Source organism: Nonomuraea spiralis, from assembly GCF_014648435.1.
Taxonomy (GTDB): Bacteria; Actinomycetota; Actinomycetes; order Streptosporangiales; family Streptosporangiaceae; genus Nonomuraea; species Nonomuraea spiralis.
Genome location: NZ_BMRC01000032.1, coordinates 76089 through 96950, shown reverse-complemented (window position 1 = coordinate 96950; position 20862 = coordinate 76089). Strand labels below are relative to the sequence as shown.

General features: G+C 72.5%; 20 protein-coding genes. 9 read left to right on the top strand and 11 right to left on the bottom strand.

The annotated features are described in order from the left end of the window. Nucleotides 1–40 precede the first annotated feature (40 nt). Entirely contained in the window at nt 41–619 is a 579-nt protein-coding gene (locus tag IEZ27_RS45145) for a TetR/AcrR family transcriptional regulator (RefSeq protein ID WP_189652884.1), read from the top strand. A gap of 64 nt (nt 620–683) precedes the next feature. On the opposite strand, the gene IEZ27_RS45140 is transcribed toward IEZ27_RS45145, so the two are convergent. Further along, nucleotides 684–2249: a cellulase family glycosylhydrolase gene (locus IEZ27_RS45140; RefSeq protein ID WP_189652883.1), complete on the bottom strand. Its 1566-nt coding sequence runs from the start codon at nt 2247–2249 to the stop codon at nt 684–686. A 206-nt stretch (nt 2250–2455) separates the two neighbouring features. On the opposite strand from IEZ27_RS45140, the gene IEZ27_RS45135 reads away from it, so the two are divergent. Beyond that, on the top strand, nt 2456–3175 hold the full coding sequence (locus tag IEZ27_RS45135) for a hypothetical protein (protein WP_189652882.1): 720 nt from the start codon (nt 2456–2458) through the stop codon (nt 3173–3175). A gap of 26 nt (nt 3176–3201) precedes the next feature. On the opposite strand, the gene IEZ27_RS45130 is transcribed toward IEZ27_RS45135, so the two are convergent. The 3 genes from IEZ27_RS45130 to IEZ27_RS45120 form a co-directional block, all read right to left on the bottom strand. Beyond that, a complete protein-coding gene (locus tag IEZ27_RS45130; RefSeq protein ID WP_189652881.1) occupies nt 3202–3951 on the bottom strand; it encodes a sulfite exporter TauE/SafE family protein in 750 nt (249 codons plus the stop codon). A gap of 146 nt (nt 3952–4097) precedes the next feature. Continuing rightward, nucleotides 4098–5057, bottom strand: a complete 960-nt coding sequence (locus IEZ27_RS45125; protein ID WP_189652880.1) for an NAD-dependent epimerase/dehydratase family protein — start codon at nt 5055–5057, stop codon at nt 4098–4100. 32 nt (nt 5058–5089) lie between these two features. After that, entirely contained in the window at nt 5090–6607 is a 1518-nt protein-coding gene (locus IEZ27_RS45120; protein ID WP_229824918.1) for an FAD-dependent monooxygenase, read from the bottom strand. A gap of 139 nt (nt 6608–6746) precedes the next feature. Here IEZ27_RS45120 and IEZ27_RS45115 point away from each other — a divergent pair, with 139 nt between their 5' ends. The 5 genes from IEZ27_RS45115 (at nt 6747) to IEZ27_RS45095 (ending at nt 12234) form a co-directional block, all read left to right on the top strand. Continuing rightward, nucleotides 6747–7943, top strand: coding sequence for a cytochrome P450 (locus IEZ27_RS45115; protein WP_189652878.1), 1197 nt, complete (start codon nt 6747–6749; stop codon nt 7941–7943). A 48-nt stretch (nt 7944–7991) separates the two neighbouring features. Beyond that, nucleotides 7992–11324 carry an ATP-binding protein gene (locus IEZ27_RS45110; protein WP_189652877.1) on the top strand — a complete coding sequence of 1111 codons (3333 nt, stop codon included), beginning with the start codon at nt 7992–7994 and terminating at the stop codon, nt 11322–11324. Between the two features lie 90 nt (nt 11325–11414). Then, nucleotides 11415–11561: a hypothetical protein gene (locus IEZ27_RS45105; protein WP_189652876.1), complete on the top strand. Its 147-nt coding sequence runs from the start codon at nt 11415–11417 to the stop codon at nt 11559–11561. Beyond that, complete coding sequence (locus IEZ27_RS45100; protein ID WP_189652875.1) at nt 11558–11881, top strand: hypothetical protein; 324 nt, start codon at nt 11558–11560, stop codon at nt 11879–11881. The genes IEZ27_RS45105 and IEZ27_RS45100 overlap by 4 nt, the downstream gene beginning before the upstream one ends. Nucleotides 11882–12042: 161 nt before the next feature. Next, nucleotides 12043–12234 (top strand): hypothetical protein, encoded by a 192-nt coding sequence (locus tag IEZ27_RS45095; RefSeq protein WP_189652874.1) that lies wholly within the window; start codon nt 12043–12045, stop codon nt 12232–12234. A 90-nt stretch (nt 12235–12324) separates the two neighbouring features. Here the strand turns inward: IEZ27_RS45095 and IEZ27_RS45090 are convergent, their stop codons facing one another. The 4 genes from IEZ27_RS45090 to IEZ27_RS45075 all read right to left on the bottom strand — a co-directional run bounded on the left by IEZ27_RS45090 (nt 12325) and on the right by IEZ27_RS45075 (nt 15549). Next, entirely contained in the window at nt 12325–13167 is an 843-nt protein-coding gene (locus IEZ27_RS45090; protein ID WP_189652873.1) for an ABC transporter permease, read from the bottom strand. Beyond that, on the bottom strand, nt 13164–14156 hold the full coding sequence (locus IEZ27_RS45085) for an ATP-binding cassette domain-containing protein (RefSeq protein ID WP_189652872.1): 993 nt from the start codon (nt 14154–14156) through the stop codon (nt 13164–13166). Before IEZ27_RS45085 ends, IEZ27_RS45090 begins: the two co-directional genes overlap by 4 nt. A gap of 11 nt (nt 14157–14167) precedes the next feature. After that, entirely contained in the window at nt 14168–14764 is a 597-nt protein-coding gene (locus IEZ27_RS45080; RefSeq protein ID WP_189652871.1) for an NADPH-dependent FMN reductase, read from the bottom strand. Nucleotides 14765–14853: 89 nt separating this feature from the next. Next, nucleotides 14854–15549: a response regulator transcription factor gene (locus tag IEZ27_RS45075; protein ID WP_189652870.1), complete on the bottom strand. Its 696-nt coding sequence runs from the start codon at nt 15547–15549 to the stop codon at nt 14854–14856. 255 nt (nt 15550–15804) lie between these two features. On the opposite strand from IEZ27_RS45075, the gene IEZ27_RS45070 reads away from it, so the two are divergent. Both IEZ27_RS45070 and IEZ27_RS45065 read left to right on the top strand, forming a co-directional pair. Next, nucleotides 15805–16644: an NmrA family NAD(P)-binding protein gene (locus IEZ27_RS45070; RefSeq protein WP_189652869.1), complete on the top strand. Its 840-nt coding sequence runs from the start codon at nt 15805–15807 to the stop codon at nt 16642–16644. Between the two features lie 59 nt (nt 16645–16703). Continuing rightward, nucleotides 16704–17576: a patatin-like phospholipase family protein gene (locus tag IEZ27_RS45065; protein ID WP_189652868.1), complete on the top strand. Its 873-nt coding sequence runs from the start codon at nt 16704–16706 to the stop codon at nt 17574–17576. Here IEZ27_RS45065 and IEZ27_RS45060 read toward each other — a convergent pair. From IEZ27_RS45060 to IEZ27_RS45050, 3 genes are read right to left on the bottom strand one after another with little or no spacing between them, the layout of a single operon-like run. Beyond that, nucleotides 17573–18628 (bottom strand): aldo/keto reductase, encoded by a 1056-nt coding sequence (locus tag IEZ27_RS45060; RefSeq protein ID WP_308427353.1) that lies wholly within the window; start codon nt 18626–18628, stop codon nt 17573–17575. The genes IEZ27_RS45065 and IEZ27_RS45060 overlap by 4 nt on opposite strands. A gap of 23 nt (nt 18629–18651) precedes the next feature. Then, entirely contained in the window at nt 18652–19662 is a 1011-nt protein-coding gene (locus IEZ27_RS45055; RefSeq protein WP_189652867.1) for a TolB family protein, read from the bottom strand. After that, nucleotides 19659–20861 carry an MFS transporter gene (locus IEZ27_RS45050; RefSeq protein WP_189652866.1) on the bottom strand — a complete coding sequence of 401 codons (1203 nt, stop codon included), beginning with the start codon at nt 20859–20861 and terminating at the stop codon, nt 19659–19661. The genes IEZ27_RS45055 and IEZ27_RS45050 overlap by 4 nt, the downstream gene beginning before the upstream one ends. Between the last annotated feature and the right edge of the window lies 1 nt (nt 20862).

The following is a 20862-nucleotide window of genomic DNA, read 5'->3' as shown; positions in this document are numbered from 1 at the left end:
GCATTGAGCATATATTCCCGGACTGTAGGCTGAACGCATCATGGACAGCACCGGCGGGCTGCGCGAGCGCAAGAAGGCCGAGACGCGGCAGGCCGTGCACGAGGCGGCGATGCGGTTGGTCGGCGAGCACGGGCTCGACGCCGTCACGGTCGAGACCATCGCCGACGCGGCCAACATCTCGCGCCGCACGTTCTCCAACTACTTCGCCGGCAAGGAGGACGCCGTCCTCTACGGCGAGGAGCAGCGCATCCGCGACCTGGTCGAGAAGGTGCGCGCCCAGCCGGCCGGCCGTTCGGCCTGGCAGGCGTTGTGCGGGGCGATCGACGACGTGTTCGCGGAGGTGGGCGAGCCGGCGCGGGAGTGGGCCGTACGCGCCCGCCTGGCCAAGCGGCACCCGTCGCTGCTCGCCCGGCAACTCGCCAACCACGCGGCGCTGGAACGCGACCTGGCCCAGGCGATCTCCGAGCGCGAGAGCCCGGTGCGTCCCCAGGTGATGGCGGCCGCCTTCCTCACGGCGCTGCGCCTCGGCTCACACCTGTGGGTGGAGGAACGCCAGTCCCGCTCGCTCCAGGCCGTCATGACCGAAATGCTCAACGAGATCTCCCACCCCTTCACCTGACCGTCCCCGGCACGTCCCGGCGTCGCCCGCCACCGGGGGGTGGTGGCGGGCGACGGTGAGGGGCTCAGGAGCAGGTGGGGTTGGTGGGGGTGGCGGCCGGGCCGTTGGCGGTGAAGCCGATCGCGACCGATGCCCCCGGCGCCAGGTTCCTGGCCCAGTCGGGCCCCTTGGCGGTCCACGTCGTGCCCGAGACCGTCACCACCGCGTTCCAGGCGTTGTTCAGGGTGACCCCCGAGGGCAGCGTCCAGACCGCGGTCCAGTTGCCGATCGTGCCGGTGCCGGTGTTCTTCACCGTCACCTCGCCCTGGAAGCCGCCCTGCCAGGCGTTGGTCTGCTTGTACGTGACCGTGCACTGCCCCGGCGGGTTCACCGTGGGCGTCGGCGACGCGGTGGGATTGCCCCCACCCCCGGCCGGCGGGATCAGATACGGCTGCAGAATGTCCTGCTTGGCCTGGTTGATCGTGGTCCAGTCGTCATTGGCGATGCCACCGGTGTCACCCGAGTTCGGGTTCCACGACCAGTACGTGAACGACATGCCGTTCACCCCGGTCCCCATGTACTTCATCAGCTCCTGGAGCCAGATCTTGTCGACGTTCGAGGCCAGCGTGGTGCCGAACTCGCCCAGCATGATCGGCGCGATGTTCTGCCGGTACAGGTAGCCCCAGTACTTGTCCCAGATGGCGGGCATGTTCGCCGGGTAGTCGGGGGCGTCGAACCAGGTCTGGTGATAGACCGAGGTGGCGTACTCGTGCGGGGAGTAGACCAGGCGGTTGGCCACGTCGAGCCGCACCGGGTACTGGCCCGCCTTCGACAGGTTGCCGCCCCACCAGCCGCAGTCCTCGTCGTTGCTGGGATCGTTGTCCCAGATGTTGGACAGTCCGCCGCTCGGGCAGCTCACGCCCTCGACGAAGATCAGCCAGTTGGGGTTGACGCCCAGGACCGCGTTCCCGGCCCGCTCGGCCGCGAGGCGCCAGTCGCGGGTCTGGTCGCCGCAGCCCCAGCAGGCGCCGGTCGCGGCGGGGTTGGTGCCCTCGGCGTGCGGCTCGTTGTGCAGGTCGGCGCCGATGACCGTGGGGTTGTTCGCGTAGTGCTGGGCGAGGGACTTCCAGTCGTTGATCCAGGTGCTCTCCGGCGTGGCGCTGACGTACCAGAGGGGGGACTGACCGGCCGCGGTCGGACGGTGGCGGTCGAGGATGATGCGCATCCCCTTGCTCCCCGCGTAGTCCACGACCTTGTCGAGGATCTGCATGGGGGACAGGCCGACCAGGTCGGGGTTGACGTAGTCGTTGACGCCGGTGGCGGTGGCGCCCGGCTTGAGCGCGTCGTTCGAGTACGGCACCCGCAGCGTGTTGTAGCCCAGCGAGGCCATCTTGTCGACCTGGCTCTTCCAGGGATTGCTCGACCACAGGCCGTGGAAGGTCCTGTTGTCGGTCTCCATGCCGAACCAGTTGATCCCGGTCAGCCGGACGGTCGCCCCCGTGCTGTCGAGGATCTTGTTGCCGCTGGTGTGCAGGTAGCCGGTCCCTGTGCCGGTCGCCGCGCCCGCCGGGGTGGTGGTCAGCGCGACAGCGACAGCCGCTCCGGCCACCACCGCGGCCAGGGCGGTCAGCGCCGCCTTCGAGGTCTGCATGAAGTGCCCTTTCGAGGAGGGGGAACGCGGCGTCATGCTCGGACGCCGCGTCGGGCACGTCAATGAGAGGGCCTCGCTCACCCGTCCTGACCTGCGGGAACGCCTGAAACTTTCATGCCCGCGGAAGGGAGGTGGTGCCAGGTGTAGTACGGGCTCTCGCGCCTGCGCCAATGTGCCCGGACGCGCCCGTCACTTGAATGGCAGGCATGACGATCACGCACATCACCGTCCCCGGGCGCTGGACGGAGGGCGCCGGGCTGGTGCTCGGCCCGGCACTGCTGCTCGCCGGGGTCCTCGCCCGCTCCGGCGCGGACGACTTCTTCCCCGGCCAGCTCGCCGCCTACGCCGCCGACCCCGGCCGCATGGTGCTCTCCTACAGCCTGTACGCCGCCGGCGTCGTGTTGTTGTGGCCCGCCGTGACCGCGCTCGGCCGTGTGATCGGCGCCGTGCGTCCGGCCCTGGCCAGGTGGGGTGTGGTGCTGGCGATGCTGGGACTGTTCGGCAGGGTGTTCCACGCCGGGGTGAGCCATCTGGCCTTCCAGCTCGTGGACGCGCTCGGACCGGAGGAGGCCCAGCGGGTCGTCGCCGCCACGTATGGGGCGTTCCACGTGTTCAAGGCGGTCAACGTGTGCATCATGGGCGGCTGGGTCGTGCTCGCCGTCGGGGCCTTCCGGGCCAGGGCCTTCGGGGCCGGGCCGCTCGGCGTGGCCAGGTGCGTCGCGCTGGCCCTGGCCGCCGGGCTGCCGCTCGGCGTGCTCAAGGGCAGCAGCGACCCGATCGCGCTGGTCGCGCTGGCCGGACTCGCCGTCGCCCTCGTGCCCATGGGCGTCGCCGCGCTTCGTACGGGACCCGCGCCCCGCTGGTGGGCGCTCGCCCTCACGTTCGCGCTGGTCCCGGTCGCGTTCTTCGTGGGGATGGCCGGTTAGATCCGGCCAGGTGGCGCCCGTGACCGCTAGGCGGCGAGGAGCTTGACGATCGCCGCGACGCCGATGCAGACGACCGCCCCGCGCAACACCGGCGCGGGCAGCTTGCGGCCCACCCGGGCGCCGAGGAACCCGCCGATCGTCGAGCCGAGCGCCACCAGCAGTACGGCCCACCAGTCGACGTCGGCGACCAGCGTGTACAGGACGGCGGCGGTGAAGTTGACCACGAGCGAGAGCACGTTCTTGGCGGCGTTGACGCGCTGCAGCTCCTCGTCGAGGAAGATGCCGAGCAGGCCGATGAGCAGCACGCCCTGCGCCGCGCCGAAGTAACCGCCGTACGCGCCGGCGGCCAGCACGCCCAGCCACAACCAGGGGCCGCCGTGCGCCGTGCGCGGGCGGCTGGCCAGCAGCCGGCTGATCCTGGGCTGGGCCACGACCAGTACGCAGGACAACCCGATCAGCACCGTGACGACCCCGGTGAACGTACGCTCGGGCAGGTTGAGCAGCAGCAGCCCACCGATCAGCGAGCCCAGCGCGGAGGCCGAGGCCAGGCGGAGCAGCCGGCCGCGCTGACCACTGAGCTCGGCGCGGTAGCCGATGACGCCGGTCACGCCGCCGGGCACGAGGCCGATGTTGTTCGAGACGTTGGCCGTGACCGGCGGCAGCCCGACGGCCAGCAGCGTCGGGAACGTGATCAGCGATCCGGATCCGACGACGGCGTTGATGCCCCCGGCGGCGATGCCGGCCGCGAGGACCGCGGCCGTCTCCCAAGGTGTCATGGCGGGTGACTCTAGAACAGTCTTATCTTATAAGATGAAACGTTTCGTCATTTGAGACGGTAGCGAGAGCCCGCCGACGCTGCCCGTGGACGGCCCGCCGCGCTCCCGCTCATCGTAACCCCAGGTCAGAGTGCGGGACCGCCGCGTCAACGAGGCCCGCTGAGCGTGCCCGCCCTGAACAGCCAGTCGACCGCCTCCGAGATCGCCTCCAGCGAGGTGTGCCGGGGGTGGTGGCCGAGCAGGCGTCCGGCCTTCTCCATGCTGCAGTGGGGGCTGTGCGCGATGTGGTCGTGGGTGACGCGGGCATCCCGCTCCGACACCGTCTCCCGCCACTGCTCCCACGGCAGGTACGACAACCGCGCCTCCCTGCCGAACCAGCCCGCCACCGCCTCGGCGTAACCGCGCAGCGTCAGAGCGGTGACGGCCACCGAGTGGAAACTCTCGCCCCTGGCGGCGGCCGGGTTGTTCAGCGCGTCCACGAACAGCCGGGCGACGTCGTCGGCGTGGACGTGCTGGACGGTCTCCATGCCCAGGTTGGGCAGGCGTACCTCCGCGCCGTCGGCCAGCGCCTGGAAGACGGCCGGGTCGAGGTTGCCCGCCGGATTGACCGGGATCCAGCCGGGGCCGGTGATGTGCCCGGGATGGACCACCGTGGCGGGAAATCCCGTACGCGCGGCAAGATCGAGCAGGTACGCCTCGATGGCGGCCTTCTGGCGGCCGTACTCGCCGATGGGGCGTTTCGGGCGGTCCTCGGTCGTCGGGACGCGGGTGCTCGGGCCGTGCACCCAGATCGTGCCGCAGTGGAGGAACTGCCGGACCCGCCCGGCCAGCGCGCCGGCCAGGTGGCGGGCGCTCGCCTCGGTGAAGCAGATGAGGTCGACGACGACGTCGGCCTCCAGCTCGGCGATCCGCCGTCCGAACGTGCCCTCGGCCTCCTCGGCCTCCCGGTCGGCGACCACGGTGGTGACCCGCCCCCACGCGCCGTGCGGTGTGTACGGCTCCCGTTTGCCCCGGCTGACCGCGACCACGTCGTGTCCCGCGTCCACCAGGCGCGGGACCAGGTAGGTGCCGATGTGCCCGCTCGCCCCGATCACCACTGCACGCATGCGCCCAGCCTAGACCGCCCCGGAGCCCGGGTTCAGGACGGGCGGCCGACCGCCAGGTCCAGGGCGTGGGCCGCGTCCCCGGGCGCCGACGAGCGCCAGGCGACGTGCTGGTCGGGCCGTACCAGCGCCAGCGTCCCCGGCGCGTCCGGCAGGTCCACCTCGCGCAGCGGCACGCCGAGCTCGGCCGCCCGCTCCACCAGCACCTTCGCCTCCGGTGACGACAGGTCGCCCACCAGGCTGAACGCGGGCCCGAGCCGGTCGTAGAGCGACTCGCCGGGAGCCAGCCACCGGTGCGGCAGCCGCTCACCGCACCCGCCGGCCACCACCGGCGACCCGTCGTAGGTGTACCCGAGCACCAGGTCCAGGCTGTGGAACTCGCTGTCCTTGGTCCGCCGCACCGCCTCGGCCACCGCCGGGCGCACCCGCTCGAACTCCGGCTCCGACCCCATCAGCGCGGGATCGGCCAGCTCGGGGGCGAGCGTGGCCATGTTGGCCGCGGCCGCCTCGATCGTGGCCGCCGCGACCGGCCGGCGTTCGGCCTCATAGCTGGTCAGCAAGGACGCCGGCGCCCATCCGCTCAGTACGGCGGCCAGCTTCCAGCCGATGTTGACCGCGTCCCCGATGCCGGTGTTGAAGCCGTGGCCGCCGTAGGGCGGGTTCTGGTGCGCGGCGTCGCCCGCCAGGAACACCCGGCCGCCGGCGTACCGGTCGGCCAGCAACATGCGCGCCGTCCACGGGTCGGTGGCCAGGATCTCGACCTCGACGTCGGCCCCGACCAGGTTGCGCACCAGGCGTACGGGGTCGGTGCCCGCCGCCGGGACGCCCTGGGCGATGCACCACCACAGGTCCTCCAGGTCGAGGCGGCCGAGCATGCCGGGCTGGGCCGGGTTCAGCACCCAGTAGTGCACGGCCGGGCCGTGCGGGACGCGGTCGGCCAGGCCGGGCGCGCGGAAGACGACGTTGAAGTTGGGCCTGGCGTCCTGCCTGCCCTCGTAGCGGGCGCCGATGGCCTCGCGCGTCACGCTGCGGGCGCCGTCGCAGCCCACGACGTAGGCGGCGCGTACCTCGCGGGTGTCGCCCGCGGCGGAGGTCAGGTCCACGGTGACGCCGTCGGCGTCCTCGCGCAGGCCGGCCACCCGCCAGCCGGTGAGCAGCGCGTCACCGGCGGCCTCCCGCAGCACCTCCTCGACGATCGGCTGCGGCACCTGCTGGCCCGGTTCGGCGGCCAGGTCGGAGCCGGTCAGGTCGAGGCCGAAGCAGCCGCCGATCCTGGTGATCTCGCGGCCGAGCAGGCCGGTCGTGAACACCGCCGCGTCCGACCAGGAGACCGCGAGCGGCGAACGGGCACGCAGCGTCTCGGCCAGCCCCCACCTGCGCAGCAGCTCCATGGATCGCGCCGACGTGGTCTTGGCGCGCGGACGCAGCCACGACACGCTCTCGCGCGGCTCGACCACCATGCTGCGCACCCCGTGATGGGCCAGCTCCACGGCCGTCGCCAGCCCCACGGGCCCGCCTCCGGAGATCAACACCGGTATGTCGGTCTGGCGCACGTTTGCTCCCATTTCTCACGTTGATCATGGGCATACTCCAAGCGCCGCGCCTCCCACGTCAAGCTGCCCGAAACCATCGGCTTGATCACCGATCGGGAACGATCTAGAGGACGGCCCCCGGACTTGTTACCGTCGTTTCATGACTGAGTCCTCGGCGGTGCCGCTGCACATGCGGCGGGTGGAGTTCAACCCGGCCCCCGAGCTGGGCGAGGTGCGCGACCAGGAACGCGTCAAGCGCATCGACGTCCTCCTCGGCCTGGAGGCCTGGATGGTGACCCGGTACGCCGACGTCCGAGAGGTCCTGGGCGACGCCGAACGGTTCAAGCTCGCCAGGCAGGGCGCCGCGCGCATGCCGGGCGCACCCGAGCTGACCGAGGAGCAGCTCGCCGAGTTGCGCGCGGGCAACCTCCTCGGCCAGGACCCGCCCGAGCACACGCGGCTGCGCAGGATGCTGACGCCCGAGTTCACGATCCGGCGTATGAGGCGGCTGGAACCCCGTATCAGGGACATCGTCGACGAGCACCTCGACGCCATGGAGGCCGCGGGCTCCCCGGCCGACCTGGTGTCGTCGTTCGCGCTGCCGATCCCGTCGCTGGTGATCTGCGAGCTGCTCGGCGTCCCGTACGAGGACCGGGCCGACTTCCAGAGCCGTACGGGGCGCATGCTGAACCTGGCGCTGCCGGTCGAGGAGCGGATCGCGGCCAACTTCGAGTCGCGGGCGTACATGCGCGAGCTGGTCACCCGCATGCGCACCGACCCGGGCGAGGACCTGCTCGGCATGCTCATACGCGAGCACGGCGACGACCTGACCACCAGCGAGCTCGTCGGCATCGGCAACCTGCTGCTGCTCGCCGGGCACGAGACGACCTCCAACATGCTCTCGCTCGGCACGCTCGCCCTGCTGCGCAACCCCGAACAGCTCGAACTCCTGCGCAAGGAGCCCGAGCGCATCGACGCGACGGTGGAGGAGCTGCTGCGCTGGCTCAGCATCGTCCACTCGGGCACCATCAAGTACACCACCACCGAGGTCGAGCTGGGCGGCCGGACCATCGGCGCGGGCGAGATGGTGTTGTGCTCGCTGCCCGCCGCCAACCGCGACCCCGGCTTCATCGACGACCCCGACACCCTCGACATCACCCGCGGCGCCCCCGGCCACGTCGCCTTCGGCCACGGCGTCCACCACTGCCTCGGCGCGCCGCTCGCCCGGATGGAGATGAAGATCGCCTTCCCCGCGCTCTTCGAACGTTTCCCCGGCCTGCGCGTGACCGACGCCACCCCGGAGTTCCGCTCCTACAACGTCGTCTACGGCCTGACCGCCATGGAGGTCGCCTGGTAGCGGCGCGTCACACGATTTGTCGGTGGCGGCGGATAACGTGCGAGTGTCATGCCCAGCGAAGCGACGCCACACGAGCTGATCGGCAGGGATCACCCCGCCGCGCTGCTCCGTGCCGAGATCTCGAGGGTGATCGAGAGCCACGGCGGGCTCGTCCTCGTCACCGGCGAGGCCGGCATCGGCAAGACCACGCTCGTCACCAGCGCCGCCGCCGAGGCCAGGCGCAGGGGCGCGCTCGTGGTCGGCGGCGCCTGCTGGGACTCCGGCAGCGCCCCCGGCTACTGGCCGTGGGTCCAGGTCCTGCGCGCCCTGCGCCGCTCGGCCGCCCCCGAGGCGTGGGCCGAGGCCGAGCGGGCGGCCGGGGGCAGCCTGGCCACTCTCCTCGGCGAGACGGCGGCCACCCAGCCCCACCTTGAGGTCACCGCCGCCGACGCCGAGTCCGTGTCCGCGTTCCAGATCTACGACGCGGTCACCACCGCCCTGGTCGCCCTCACGCAGCACCACCCGCTCGTGATCGTCATCGACGACCTCCACGCGGCCGACCCCGCCTCGCTCAGGCTGCTGGAGTTCGCGGCCCGGCAGACCTGGTTCGAGCGCCTGCTGCTCATCGGCACCTACCGCGACGCCGAGGTCGAGCCGGTCGACCACCCGCTGCGCGACCTGCTGTCGCCGCTGGTCGCCAAGGCCACCTCCATCACGCTCACCGGCCTCGACCAGGCCGGCGTCGGCGCCCTCATGGCCCGCACCGCCGGCCACGACCCGCCCGCCGACCTGGTGGCCGAGGTCCACGTGCGTACGGGCGGAAACCCGTTCTTCGTCGAGCAGACGGCCCGGTTGTGGCGCAGCGGCGGCTCGGCCACGGCCGTCGCGCCCGGCGTCCGCGACGCGCTGCTGCGCCGCCTGTCCCTGCTGCCGCGTCCGGTGTCGGAGCTGCTGCCCGCCGCGGCCGTGCTCGGGCGCGAGTTCCACCGCCAGGTGCTGGCCGCCACCGTCGCCGCCCCCGTCGCGCACGTCGATCGCCTCCTTGAGCTCGCCGTGATCGCCAAACTGGTGGTGACCAAGGGCGGCGGCCGGTTCGCCTTCGCCCACGACCTCGTCCGCGAGACCCTCTACGACGCCGTCGCCGACGTACGCGACCTGCACGCCGCCGTGGTGCGCGCCCTCGACGGCACCCCTGACCTGGCCCGCCGGGTGTTGCCGAGCGACCTGGCCGGACACGCCTACCTCGCCGGCGACCGCGTCGCCCCCGAGCGCGCGATCGACCTCCTCCACGCCGCCGCCCGCGCCGCCCGCGGCCGCCTCGCCAGCGAGGAGGAGCTCGGCCATCTGCGCCGCGCTTACGAGGTGAGCGCCGCGGCCGGCCCCCGCCGCCGCGCGCTGATCTGCCTGGAGCTCGGCCGGGAGCTGCGCCACCGCGGCGCGCCCGACGAGGCGCGCGGCCTCTTCGAGGAGGCCGGCTCGCTCGCCGCCGGCCTCGACGACCCCGAGCTGAGCGCCCGCGTCGCGCTGGTCTTCCGCTCCCAGTACGGCCAGGAGAAGTCACTCGCCCGGCTGCGCCGGGCCCACCGCGAGCTCGTCGGCCATCCAGTACCCGACGACCGCCTGGCCAGCGACCTGGTCTTCCACCTCGCCGCCCAAGCCCGCAAGGGCGGCGACGACGACGCCCTGACCTTCAGCCTGTGGGTCCACCACGACATCATCTGGGGCCCCGGCACCGCGGGCGAGCGCGTGGCCCTGACCGGCGAGCTGCTCGACGTCGCCCGGCGCACCTCCGACCACGACCTCGAACACTACGCGTCCGCCCTGCGCTGGGTGGCCATGATCGAGGAGGGCGACCCGCGCTACCTCGCCCAGTTCCACGACTACGCCGCCAGGGGCCGCGACACCGACGACGCCCACCTCAACCTGACCACGTCCGTCGACGCCAGCATCGTCGCCGCGCTCGGCGGCCGCTTCGCCGAGGCCGAGGAGCTGATGGCCGGGCTGTCGCTCGACCGCACCCACCAGGACTTCGACGTCATGCTCGAACACCACCGCTGGGCGATCTTCTGGCTCCAGGGCAAGGTGGAGGAGCAGGAAGACGTCCTGCGCAGGCTCAGGTCCAGCAGCCACCCCGACCGGGGCCTGCTGGAGGCGCTGACCGCCCTCCAGGCGGGCGACGTCGGCACCGCGCTGCGCCACCACGAGTCCGGCGAGCCGGCCGAGCGCATGACCGAGCCGCTGTGGTTGCGCTTCCAGGCCGAGCTGGCCGCCGCCACCCGTGACCCGGAGCTGGCCGGGCGGGCGCGGGCCGCGCTGCTGCCGTACCGGGGGCTGTGGGTGGTGTCCTACTACGGGTGGGACATCAGCGGGCCTTACGACCTGTGGATCGCGCTGCTCGACCTGGCCGAGGGCCGGTGGGAGGAGGCGGTCGAGGGGTTCACGCAGGCGTACCGGTCGGCCGACCGCATGCGTGCCCGCCCGTGGTCGGTCCTGGCCCGCGCCCACCTGGCCGAGGCCCTCCTGGGCCGCGCCGCCCCCGGCGATCACGGCCGGGCCGCCTCCCTGCTGGCGGAGGTCCGCCGCGAGGCGACCGAACTGGGCATGCTCCACGTCCTCGACTCCCTCCCGCAGCCGTCCACCGACCGCCAAACCCTCTCCGCCGCACCTGGTGACGGTCCTGAGGCCGACGAGGCTGCCCGCCCCGATGGCGGTGCCGCTGCCGGGGGTCGCGACGCCGCCGTGGCCGGCCGCCTCGGGCCGCCCTCTGTACGCCTCTCGCCCCCGGCCCGCGGCCCCGGAAAGCCGTCCGGGCAGGGCGACGCGAGAGGTGGCACAGCGCATGAGGGCGGTCCGATGTCAGGCGATTTCCGGAAGGACGGCGAGGTCTGGACCCTCGGGTTCGCCGGCCGGGTGGCCCACATGCCCGACGCCAAGGGCCTGCGCGACCTCCACAACCTGCTCAGCCACCCCGGCGCCGACATCCCCGCCGTACACCTGCTCGCCCCCGAGGGCGGCGACGTGGTGCTGGCCGCCCGCCAGATGGGCGGCGACGCCGTGCTGGACGAGGAGGCCAAGGCGCGTTACCGCCACCGCCTGTCCCTCCTCGACGAGGAGATCGACCGTGCGACCGAACGCGGCGACGACGACCGCGCGGCCGACTACGACCGCGAACGAGCCGCCCTGCTGGATGAACTGCGCACCGCCGCCGGCCTGGGAGGCCGCTCCCGACGCCTCGGCGACGAAGCCGAACGCGCCCGCAAGACGGTGACGGCCAGGATCCGCGACACCCTCCGCAAACTCACCCAGACCCACCCCGAGCTGGCCGCCCACCTCCGCGCCACCGTCTCCACCGGCGCCGCCTGCCGCTACCAGCCCACCGAGGCCATCACCTGGCGCCTGTGACCCGGCTCCGGCGTCTGGCAACACAGGAGACACTCATCACTCTGCGCAGGCTAGAGACATACCATCCGTGATCGGCGTACCGTCCCGGGCATGGCCAAGGACGACGACCAGAACGAGGCCCCCCTCTGCGTCACCCGCACGGGCGCCGACGGCGAACGCATCCACCGGAACGGCGACCGCGAACGGCGGGCCGCGTGGACGTCGTACGAGTCGCGCGGCGGGACGGGGCGAAAGTGAGCGATCGCATCACCTGCCCCGACTGCCAGGGCCGTCGCGGCCTGCGATTCGGCGACCTGTTCTTCGCCTGCCGGTTCTGCGCCGGCCTGGGCCACGTCAGCAGCCGGAACGAGGCCGCCGCGCACGGCGAGCCGCCGGACAGCCCGCCTCCGGGCTGGAAGCACCAGGTGTGGCAGGACAACTGGATCGCCGACGTGCTCGGCTGCCGCATCTGCCTGGGCGCGGGACGGGTGATGCACGTGGACCGGGCGGCCGGCACCCTGATGGCCGTACCGTGCAGATGCGTCGACGACGAACACCCGGACCGGCACACCTCGTAACGAACCCGTGGGGCGATCGGGAGCCGCGCGGTGCGGAGGGTGCTCGCCGTCCTCGCACTCGCCGCCGCGACCGGATGCCTGCCGTTCCCGACCACCCCGAGCTCCGGGGGCATGACCGGAGTCACGGTCAACGCCGAGGGCAGGCTGACCCTGGTCTTCGCGTGGTGCGGACGGCCGCGTACGACGCGAAGCGGAACGTACGCCTCTATGACGTGGTCTTCACCGGGGAGAGCAGGAAGAACGTCCGGCCGGGGCGCGTGATCATCACGGAGTACCGGGAGCCGGAGCCGCACGGTCACGACGTCCTCCTCTCCACCACCGAGTTCGCCACCCGCGCCCAGCACTTCTGCTGACCCGGCGAAGGCCCGCACACGAGCGGAGCGGACGCGAAGGGCCGGGGCCTTCTTCGCGTCCGCTCCGCGGGGGTGGGTCGCAGGTCGGGGTCACTTGCGGTTGTAGAGGCGCATGGTCAGGGTGCCGAAGACGGCGATGAGGACGACCGAGGAGACCAGGACCCAGGTCAGCTCGCCCACGTCCGGGGTGCCCGCCATCAGGGAGCGGACGGCGGCCACCAGGCGGGTGATCGGGTTGACGTTGACGAACACCTGCAGCCAGCCGGGCATCGTCGCCGGGTCGACGTAGACGTTGCTCAGGAAGGTCAGGGGGAACAGGACCAGCATGCTGACCCCCATCACCGACTTCTCGCTCCGCATGAGCAGGCCGAACATCGTCCACACCCAGGAAAAGGCGAAGGAGAACCCGAGCAGCAACACGATCCCGGCCAGTACGCCCGTGACCCCGCCCTGCGGACGGAAGCCCAGGACCAGGCCCACGGCGAGGATGACCGTCGAGGCCATGGTGTAGCGGAGGATGTCGCCGAGCAGGTAGCCCACCATGGTCGAGGGACGCCAGATCGGCAGGGTGCGGAACCGGTCGAAGACGCCCTTCTCGATGTCCTTGTTGACCTCGACCCCGGTGTACATGGTGATCATCACGACGCTGCTGACCATGATGCCGGGAAGCAGGAACTGCAGGTAGTCGGTCGGTGAGCCGGCCAGCGCGCCACCGAACAGGTACGTGAACATCAACGTCATCATGAGCGGGAACGCGGTCACGTCGAAGAGCTGCTCGGGCACGTGCTTGATCTTCAGGATGGCCCGCCAGCCGAACGTGACCGACGCCGACCACGCGCTCGGACGAGGCGGCTTCGCCCCGGGGGCCAGGACGGTGCCGAGCACGTCGGCGGCGGGGGAGTAGGTCGTCGCGGTCTCGGTCGTGGTGCTCATGCTGCGGCCTCCTGGTCGGTCGCGGGCTCGGTGGCGGGGTGGTCGGTGAGGGCGAGGAAGACCTCGTCCAGGCTGGGCTGGCCGAGGGAGAAGTCGTCGACGACGATCCCGGCCTCGGCCAGGCGAGCGAGCGCGCGCGAGGCCTGCTCGGCGGCGGCGGCCTCGCGGCCGTGGCCGGTGATGCGGGCGGTGAGCGACACCGGGTCGGCGTCCAGGTAGACGGGCGCGTCGAGGGTCGCGGCCAGCAGCCGTTCGGCCTCGGGGCGGGTGCCGGGGTCGCGCAGCCGTACGTGGACCGAGCCCGAGCCGACCGACGACTTCAGCTCGCCCGGTGTGCCCTCGGCGATGACCTTGCCGTGGTCGATGACCGCGATGCGGCCGGCCAGGCGGTCGGCCTCCTCCAGGTATTGGGTGGTGAGCAGCACGGTGGTGCCGTGGGCGACGACGATGCGCACGATGTCCCAGACCTGGTTGCGGCTGCGCGGGTCGAGGCCGGTCGTCGGTTCGTCGAGGAAGAGCAGGTCAGGGGTGTTGAGGATGCTGGCGGCGATGTCGATGCGCCGCCGCATGCCCCCCGAGTACGTCTTGACCTGCCGCCCCGCGGCCTCGCTCAGCCCGAACGCCTCCAGGAGTTGCGCCGCCCGCTCCCTGGCGGCCGGCTTGCGGTGGCCGAGGAGGCGGCCGAGCAGGATCAGGTTCTCGGCGCCGGTCATCTCCTCGTCCACGGAGGCGTACTGGCCGGTCAGGCTGACGCGGCCGCGCACGGTGTCGGCCTCGCGCACCACGTCGTGCCCGAAGACGGTGGCCTCGCCGCCGTCAGGTCTGAGCAGGGTGGCCAGCATGCGCACGGCGGTGGTCTTGCCGGCGCCGTTGGGGCCGAGCACGCCGTAGACGGTGCCGGCGGGCACCTCCAGGTCGAGGCCGTCCACGGCGCGGTTGTCGCCGAAGACCTTGACCAGGCCGGAGGTCTGAATCGCCAGGTCGGGCATGGGTGTTCCTCTCATGAGCAGTAGGGCTGGGCACGCCGGGCGTCGCGCAACGCCCGGCCCCACCAGGTGAGCTGGTCGAGCAGGGCCGCGACCGCGCGCACGCGGTCGTCGGTGTCGTACGGCTCGCCGCCGCCGACGTCCGCGCCGAGCAGGTCGAGGCCGACGCAGTCGCGCATCGTCACGACGTGCAGGGCGGAGAAGACCGTGCGGAGCTGCTCGACCGCGTAGAGGCCGGAGGACCCCGAGCCGTAGGCCACGAAGCCGACCGGTTTGGCCTGCCACTCGTCGTAGGCGTAGTCGATCGCCTGCTTGAGCGAGGCCGGGAAGCTGCGGTTGTACTCGGGGGTGACGACGGCGAAGGCGTCGGCCTCGCCGATCGCCGCCGTGAAGCTGCGCATCGCGGGGGTGCTCTGCTCGGGGTAGCAGCCGGGGAAGGCGTAGTCGGCCAGGTCGAGGACGTCGACCGCGAGGTCGGGCCGGGCGCGCGCCCGGCCGGCGAACCAGCTCGCCACCTTCTCGCCCACCCGCCCGACGCGGGTGCTTCCGATGATCACCGCGAGGCGGAGCGGCACGGAGTGTCCACCGACGGTGTCGTCATTGCTGGTCATCGTCCGCCTCCCTCGCAGTGCCGCCCGTTGCGGGCGCTCACCCAGGAGGCGCTAGACGGCCCGCTAGATGAGATCTAGCGGGCCGGTCGTCACGCGGCCGGTCTGAGCACGTAGCCGACGCCGCGCAGGGTGTGGATCATCGGACGGCGGTCCGCGTCGATCTTCCGGCGCAGGTAGGAGATGTACAGCTCGACGATGTTGCCCTGGCCGGCGAAGTCGTAGGCCCACACGCGGTCGAGGATCTGCGCCTTGCTGAGCGCCCGCCCGGGATGGCGCATGAGGAGCCGCAGCAGCTCGAACTCGGTCGGGGTCAGCCTGATCTCCTGGCCGGCCCGCCGTACCTCGTGGGTCTCCTGGTCCAGGGTGAGGTCGCCGACGGCGAGCGCGGCACCCGCGTCGCGCAGCAGGCCGCGCAGCCTGATCACGACCTCGTCCACGCTGAACGGCCTGGTCACGTAGTCGTCGGCGCCCGCGCGCAGCCCGGCCGGCCGGTCGCGCAGGGAGTCCAGCGCGGTCAGGAAGAGGATCGGCACGCCGGGCAGCACGGCCCGCAGCCGGGGCAGGAGCCGGCCGCCGCGCGTGACATCCAGGACGATCGCGTCGGGACGGAACCCCCGTACCGCCTTGACCGCCTCGCCGCCGCGCAGGCAGCGCACGTCCCAGCGGCCCGCCGCACGGGAGAGGTGCTCGCCGAGCGGGGGCTCGTCCACGACGAGGACGGCGTACGAGCCGCGCGCGGGTCGGGACGTGAGGGCCGGGGCGGCGGTCGGACTGGTCGGAGGCATACCCGTGACGATGCCGGGCGTGCATGAGGTTTGTCTGAGGACCGCTTGTGAATCGGATGTGAGGCCGGTGAAACAGCGGTCAGGGATCAGCCGGAAGCGCCGGAACAGCGGAAGGGCCCGGCTGGGAGCCGGGCCCCTCGCATCCCTTGAAGCGCGATCACCGTGACCCCCGCTACCCGGATCGAAGGGACAATCACCCGGAGGAGAAGGTTCAATGAATAGACCTACACTGCGATTGAGGTCTAAGCTCCCCCCATGAGTGGAATTCTGGTGACCGGCGCGACCGGCAACGTGGGCAGACATGTCGTTTCTTCCCTGGCGGAGGCGGGACACGAGGTACGGGCGCTGGTCCGCGACCCGGCCAGGGCGGTGCTCCCCGAGGGGGTCGAGCCCGTACGCGGCGACCTGGCCTCCTTCGACACCGTCGAGCAGGCTTTGCGTGGTGTGGACCGGGTGTACCTGATGTGGCCCGGCATCCCCGTCGATCCCCGTGTGGTGACGACGGTGGCCGAGCGGGCCGAACGGGTGGCGTACCTGTCGGCGGACGTGGCCGACCTGGCAGACGGCGAGCCGGCCACGATCTACCACCAGGAGATCGAACGGCTGATCAGGAAGTCCGGGACGCGGTGGACGTTCGTCCGGGCCATCGACTTCGCGACCAACACCCTGGCCTGGGCCCCGCAGATCCGGACCGGAGTGGTACGCCTGCCGTACGGCAAGGGCGCCCGGTCGGTGATCCACGAGCGGGACATCGCGGACGTGGCCGCCCACGTGCTGACCACCCCCGGCCACGACGGCGCCAAATACGTGATCACCGGCCCCGAGTCGATCCCCCAGGAGGAGCTGGCGCGGACGATCGGCGAGGCGATCGGCCGCGAGGTGCGCTGGGAGGACCTGCCGCCGGAGATCGCCCGCGAGCAGTTGACGGCCGCCTGGGGAAACCCGGCGTTCGTCGAGGCCAGGCTCAGGGCGTGGGAGTCGTTCACGCACACCCCGGAACGGGTGACCGGCACCGTCGAGGAGCTGCTGGGACGGCCCGCGCGCACGTTCCGCTCGTGGGCGCGCGACCACGCGGCCGACTTCCTCGCCGGCTGAGGGCGGCGCATGCCTGCTGGGACGCGCGCTTTGTCGCTGATGGGGAGAAAATGAGCCTCATGGACAGAATTGAAGCTTCTGACCGCGGGCGGGCCCTGGTGATCGGCGGCGGCGGCGTGGCCGGCATCGCCTGGGCGACCGGCGTGCTGGCCGGGCTGGCCGACGAGGGCGTCGACGTACGGGACGCCGACCTGATCGTGGGCACCTCGGCCGGATCGGCGGTCGGCGCTCAGGCGCGCAGCGGCCTGACCACCGAGGAGCTGTTCCAGCGGCAGGTCGATCCCGCGTCGCAGGCCAGGGAGATCCCCGCGGTGTTCGACGTGGCCTCCTTCCCGGGCGCCCTCCAGGAGATCCTGGCGGGCGCCCGGGACCATGCCGAGCTGCGCCGCCGCATCGGCGCCTGGGCGCTGAAGGCCCCCACGGTCGCCGAGGCGGAGCGGCGGGCGGCCGTGGCCTCGCGCCTGCCGGAGGCCGGCTGGCCGGTACGCCCCCTCGTACTGGTCGCGGTGGACGCGGAGACCGGCGAGCCGCGCCTGTTCGACGGCGCGTCCGGCGTGGACATCGTGGACGCGGTGGCCGCCAGTTGTGCCGTGCCGGGGATCTGGCCGCCGGTCACCATCGAGGGCCGCCGCTACGTCGACGGCGGCGTGCGTTCCAGCGACAACGCGGACCTGGCCGCGGGCTTCGAGCGGGTCCTGGTGGTGTCGCCGCAACCGCCGGGCGCGCCGGCCTCCCCCTGGCCGTCGCTCGAACAGGAGGTGGCCCAGCTGCGCGGGCAGGGCTCCGCGGTCGAGATCGTCAGCCCGGACGAAGGAGCCGTCGCGGCCATGGGCCCCAACCCGCTCGACCCCTCCGTACGGTCACCGACGGCCCACGCCGGCCGCGAGCAGGGCCGGCGCGTGGCCGCCGTCGTCCACAGCCTGTGGACCTAGCCGGCCGCGGCGCGCTCGGCGAGCGGACGGCGGCGCAGGGCCGGATCGACCAGCGCCTGCGGTTGCCACACGTTCGGCTGATACAGGTCGGTCCCCGGCGGCACGATCTCGTCGATCCGGTCGAGCGCGGCGTCGTCGAGCGTGAGTGAGGCGCCCTTGAGCAGGTCGTCGAGCTGTTCCATCGTGCGCGGCCCGGTGATCACCGAGGTGACCGCCGGGTGCGCCGCGACGAAGGCCACGGCGAGCTGGGGGAGCGTGCAGCCGAGATCGCCGGCGAGCTCGACCAGCTTCTCGACGACGTCGAGCTTGGCGGCGTTCTCCGGGATCGACGGGTCGAAGCGGTGGGGCGTGATCGCGGCCCGGCCGGTGGTCAGGTCGATGGCGCCGCCCTTGCGGTAGCGGCCGGTCAGGAAACCCGAGGCGAGCGGGCCCCAGGTCAGGACGCCCATGCCGTACTGACGGCACAAGGGCAGCAGGTCCTTCTCGACACCGCGGGCGAGCAGCGAGTACGGCGGCTGCTCGGTCCTGAAGCGGTGCAGCGCCCGCCGCTCGGAGACGTGCTGAGCCTGCGCGATCTCCGCCGTCGGGAACGACGAGCAGCCGAACGCCCGGATCTTGCCCTGGCGCACGAGGTCGGTCAGCGCCGACAACGTCTCCTCGATGTCGGTCGTGTGGTCGGGCCGGTGGATCTGGTACAGGTCGATCCAGTCGGTGCCGAGCCGCCGCAGGCTCTGCTCGACCTCCTTCATGATCCACAGCCGGGAGTTGCCGCTCCTGTTCGGCCCCTCACCCATCCTGAAGTGCACCTTCGTGGCCAGTACGACGTCGTCGCGGCGCCCCTTCAACGCCTTGCCGACGATCTCCTCGGACTCGCCTGCGGAGTACATGTCCGCCGTGTCCACGAAGTTGACGCCCTGGTCGAGGGCCGCGTGGATGATGCGTACGCAGTCGTCGTGGTCGGGGTTGCCGACGTAACCGAACATCATCGCGCCGAGGCAGTGGACGCTCACCTCGATGCCGGTGCCGCCGAGTATGCGGTAGCGCATGGTCATTCAGCGACTCTAGGACCTGGAGTTCACTCCAGTTCAAGAGCCGCGGCGCTCCGGACGGCCTGAGGGGTACCCGGAAGCGGCGCGGGGGAGTTCGCGCCCGGGACCAGCAGGCGTGGCGCGCCGCCGCCGTCCGCCGGGACCGACCAGGTGTCGTTCGTTCCGTCGGGCGTCTGCAGCGCGTACGCGACCGTACGCTCGTCGAGCCAGACGGCCTGGTCGTCCACGCTGCGCCGCTCGGCCAGCGGCGTGACGCGGCCGGAGGCCAGGTCGAGCACCGACAGCCGCCAGCCCTTGGCCGGGTCGCCGTCCACCGCCGACTTGTAGGCGATCCTGGTGCCGTCCGGGGACAGCGAGGGGCACTCCACGTTGTCGCGCACGGTCCGTACGGTCCGCGCCCCGGCGTCGCCCTCGACCAGGTACCGGTGACCGCCGGTGGACATGGTGGCGTAGAAGCGGCGTTCGTCGGCGGCGAAGGTGATCCCCCAGAAGTTCACGTCCGCCCCCCGGTACGGCCGCCCGTCCCGGACGACCGCGAAGTCCTCCAGCGTGTCCACGACCTCGCCCGTCCGCGTGTCGAGCATCCCGGCCCTGGTCGAGAAGCCGGTCGTCGCGTAGGAGTGGCCGTCGACGAACATCGTCCAGGCGACCATGCGGCCGCCCGCCGACACCCGCAGCCGGTTGGGGAAGCCGGTGAGCGGGACCGTCCTGCGGGTGCGCAGGCGGTCGTCCATGACGACCAGGCCGGTGGCGCTGAGCGCGCCGACCGGTCGCAGGCACGCCACGGTCCCGGCCGCCGCGAACACCCGGTCGCAGGCCGTGTCCGTCACCTGGCGCGGCCCTCCCGGATCGGCGGCCGACACCGTGGACAGGCGGCCGTTGGTGAGCACCATCAGCGCGGGGTCGGCGACCGGGGCCGACCTGACGGGCGCGGGCGGGTCCTCGCCGAGCAGCGCGTACCCGGTCGCGGACGCCGCGAGCAACACCGCCGCGAGCGCCGTGACGAGCAGCCGTCCGCGCAGTCCGAGCGTCCTCATCTCAATGCCCTTCCGATCAGGGGCAGGGCGAGCAGGGCCGCCGCCGCGGCGGCCAGGCACGCCGTACCGGCGCCCCACTGCTGCCAGGCGAGCCCGAACAGCACCGACGACCCCAGGTACGCCACCGCCTGACCGCTCTGCACCAGCGCGATCCCGGTGGCCCGCAGCCCGGCCGGGAAGACCGTGCCGGCCACCGCCATGAGCACGCCGTCGGTCGCCGCGTAGAAGGCGCCGTAGAGCGCCGGCACGAGCAGGACGAGCGGCAGGCCGCCGAGCGGGCTCCACAACAACACGTACACGGCGGCCAGGCAGCCCAGACCGGCGAGCACGACGCGCGGGCGGCCCACGCGGTCGGCGAGCCTGCCGAGCGGCGCGGCCAGCGCCAGGTAGACCAGGCTGGTGCCGACCGCCAGCAGCGGGAACCAGCCGACGCCCAGCTCGGTGCGGCGCTGGAGCACGAGGTAGACGAAACCGTCCCCGACGGTCACCAGGCCCAGCAGGCACGCGGCCGGCAGCAGCCGCCGCCGTCCGAGCCGGGCCGCCGCCCGCAGGCTCACCCCCTCCGGCCGCGCCGCCCGCGGGACCGCAGGCGTCCGGTCGGCCGGTACGAACAGCACCAGGACCAGCACGCCGAGCAGGCCCACGCAGAAGCTCGTCATGAAGACCGGCCCGTACGCCTGCCCGGTCACCGCCAGCACGCCGAGCGTGGCCAGCGGGCCGAGGAAGGCCCCGGTCGCGTCCATGGCCCGGTGCACGCCGAAGGCGCGGCCGAGCCGTTCGGGCGGGGTGGCCAGCGTGATCAGCGCGTCGCGCGGCGCCGTACGCAGGCCCTTGCCCGCCCGGTCCACCGTGATCGCCAGCCCGATCAGCGGCCCGGACGCCCCGGCCGCGAGCAGCCCGAGCTTGGCCAGCGCCGAGATCAGGTAGCCCAGCCCGGCCACGGCCTTGAGCCGGGCGACCCGGTCGGCGACGTACCCGCCGGCCAGCCGCAGCAGCACGGTCGCGCCGGTGTGGACGCCGTCGATCACACCGTACGCCGCCGGGCTGAACTGCAGCCCGGCGACGAGGTACAGCGGCAGGATCGCGGTCACCATCTCGGACGACACGTCGGTGATCAGGCTGACCGAGCCGAGCGCGAGCACCGTCGCGCCGACCCGGCCCCCGGCGACCCTTCCCCTGTCGAGAGAGGCCAGGTACATG

Bases quoted from the DNA above. Each gene is read 5' to 3' on its own strand.
- IEZ27_RS45145 (WP_189652884.1), top strand. From the start codon at position 41: ATGGACAGCACCGGCGGGCTGCGCGAGCGCAAGAAGGCCGAGACGCGG.
- IEZ27_RS45140 (WP_189652883.1), bottom strand. From the start codon at position 2,249: ATGCAGACCTCGAAGGCGGCGCTGACCGCCCTGGCCGCGGTGGTGGCC.
- IEZ27_RS45135 (WP_189652882.1), top strand. From the start codon at position 2,456: ATGACGATCACGCACATCACCGTCCCCGGGCGCTGGACGGAGGGCGCC.
- IEZ27_RS45130 (WP_189652881.1), bottom strand. From the start codon at position 3,951: ATGACACCTTGGGAGACGGCCGCGGTCCTCGCGGCCGGCATCGCCGCC.
- IEZ27_RS45125 (WP_189652880.1), bottom strand. From the start codon at position 5,057: ATGCGTGCAGTGGTGATCGGGGCGAGCGGGCACATCGGCACCTACCTG.
- IEZ27_RS45115 (WP_189652878.1), top strand. From the start codon at position 6,747: ATGACTGAGTCCTCGGCGGTGCCGCTGCACATGCGGCGGGTGGAGTTC.
- IEZ27_RS45110 (WP_189652877.1), top strand. From the start codon at position 7,992: ATGCCCAGCGAAGCGACGCCACACGAGCTGATCGGCAGGGATCACCCC.
- IEZ27_RS45105 (WP_189652876.1), top strand. From the start codon at position 11,415: ATGGCCAAGGACGACGACCAGAACGAGGCCCCCCTCTGCGTCACCCGC.
- IEZ27_RS45090 (WP_189652873.1), bottom strand. From the start codon at position 13,167: ATGAGCACCACGACCGAGACCGCGACGACCTACTCCCCCGCCGCCGAC.
- IEZ27_RS45085 (WP_189652872.1), bottom strand. From the start codon at position 14,156: ATGCCCGACCTGGCGATTCAGACCTCCGGCCTGGTCAAGGTCTTCGGC.
- IEZ27_RS45080 (WP_189652871.1), bottom strand. From the start codon at position 14,764: ATGACCAGCAATGACGACACCGTCGGTGGACACTCCGTGCCGCTCCGC.
- IEZ27_RS45075 (WP_189652870.1), bottom strand. From the start codon at position 15,549: ATGCCTCCGACCAGTCCGACCGCCGCCCCGGCCCTCACGTCCCGACCC.
- IEZ27_RS45070 (WP_189652869.1), top strand. From the start codon at position 15,805: ATGAGTGGAATTCTGGTGACCGGCGCGACCGGCAACGTGGGCAGACAT.
- IEZ27_RS45065 (WP_189652868.1), top strand. From the start codon at position 16,704: ATGGACAGAATTGAAGCTTCTGACCGCGGGCGGGCCCTGGTGATCGGC.
- IEZ27_RS45060 (WP_308427353.1), bottom strand. From the start codon at position 18,628: ATGACCATGCGCTACCGCATACTCGGCGGCACCGGCATCGAGGTGAGC.
- IEZ27_RS45055 (WP_189652867.1), bottom strand. From the start codon at position 19,662: ATGAGGACGCTCGGACTGCGCGGACGGCTGCTCGTCACGGCGCTCGCG.
- IEZ27_RS45050 (WP_189652866.1), bottom strand. From the start codon at position 20,861: ATGTACCTGGCCTCTCTCGACAGGGGAAGGGTCGCCGGGGGCCGGGTC.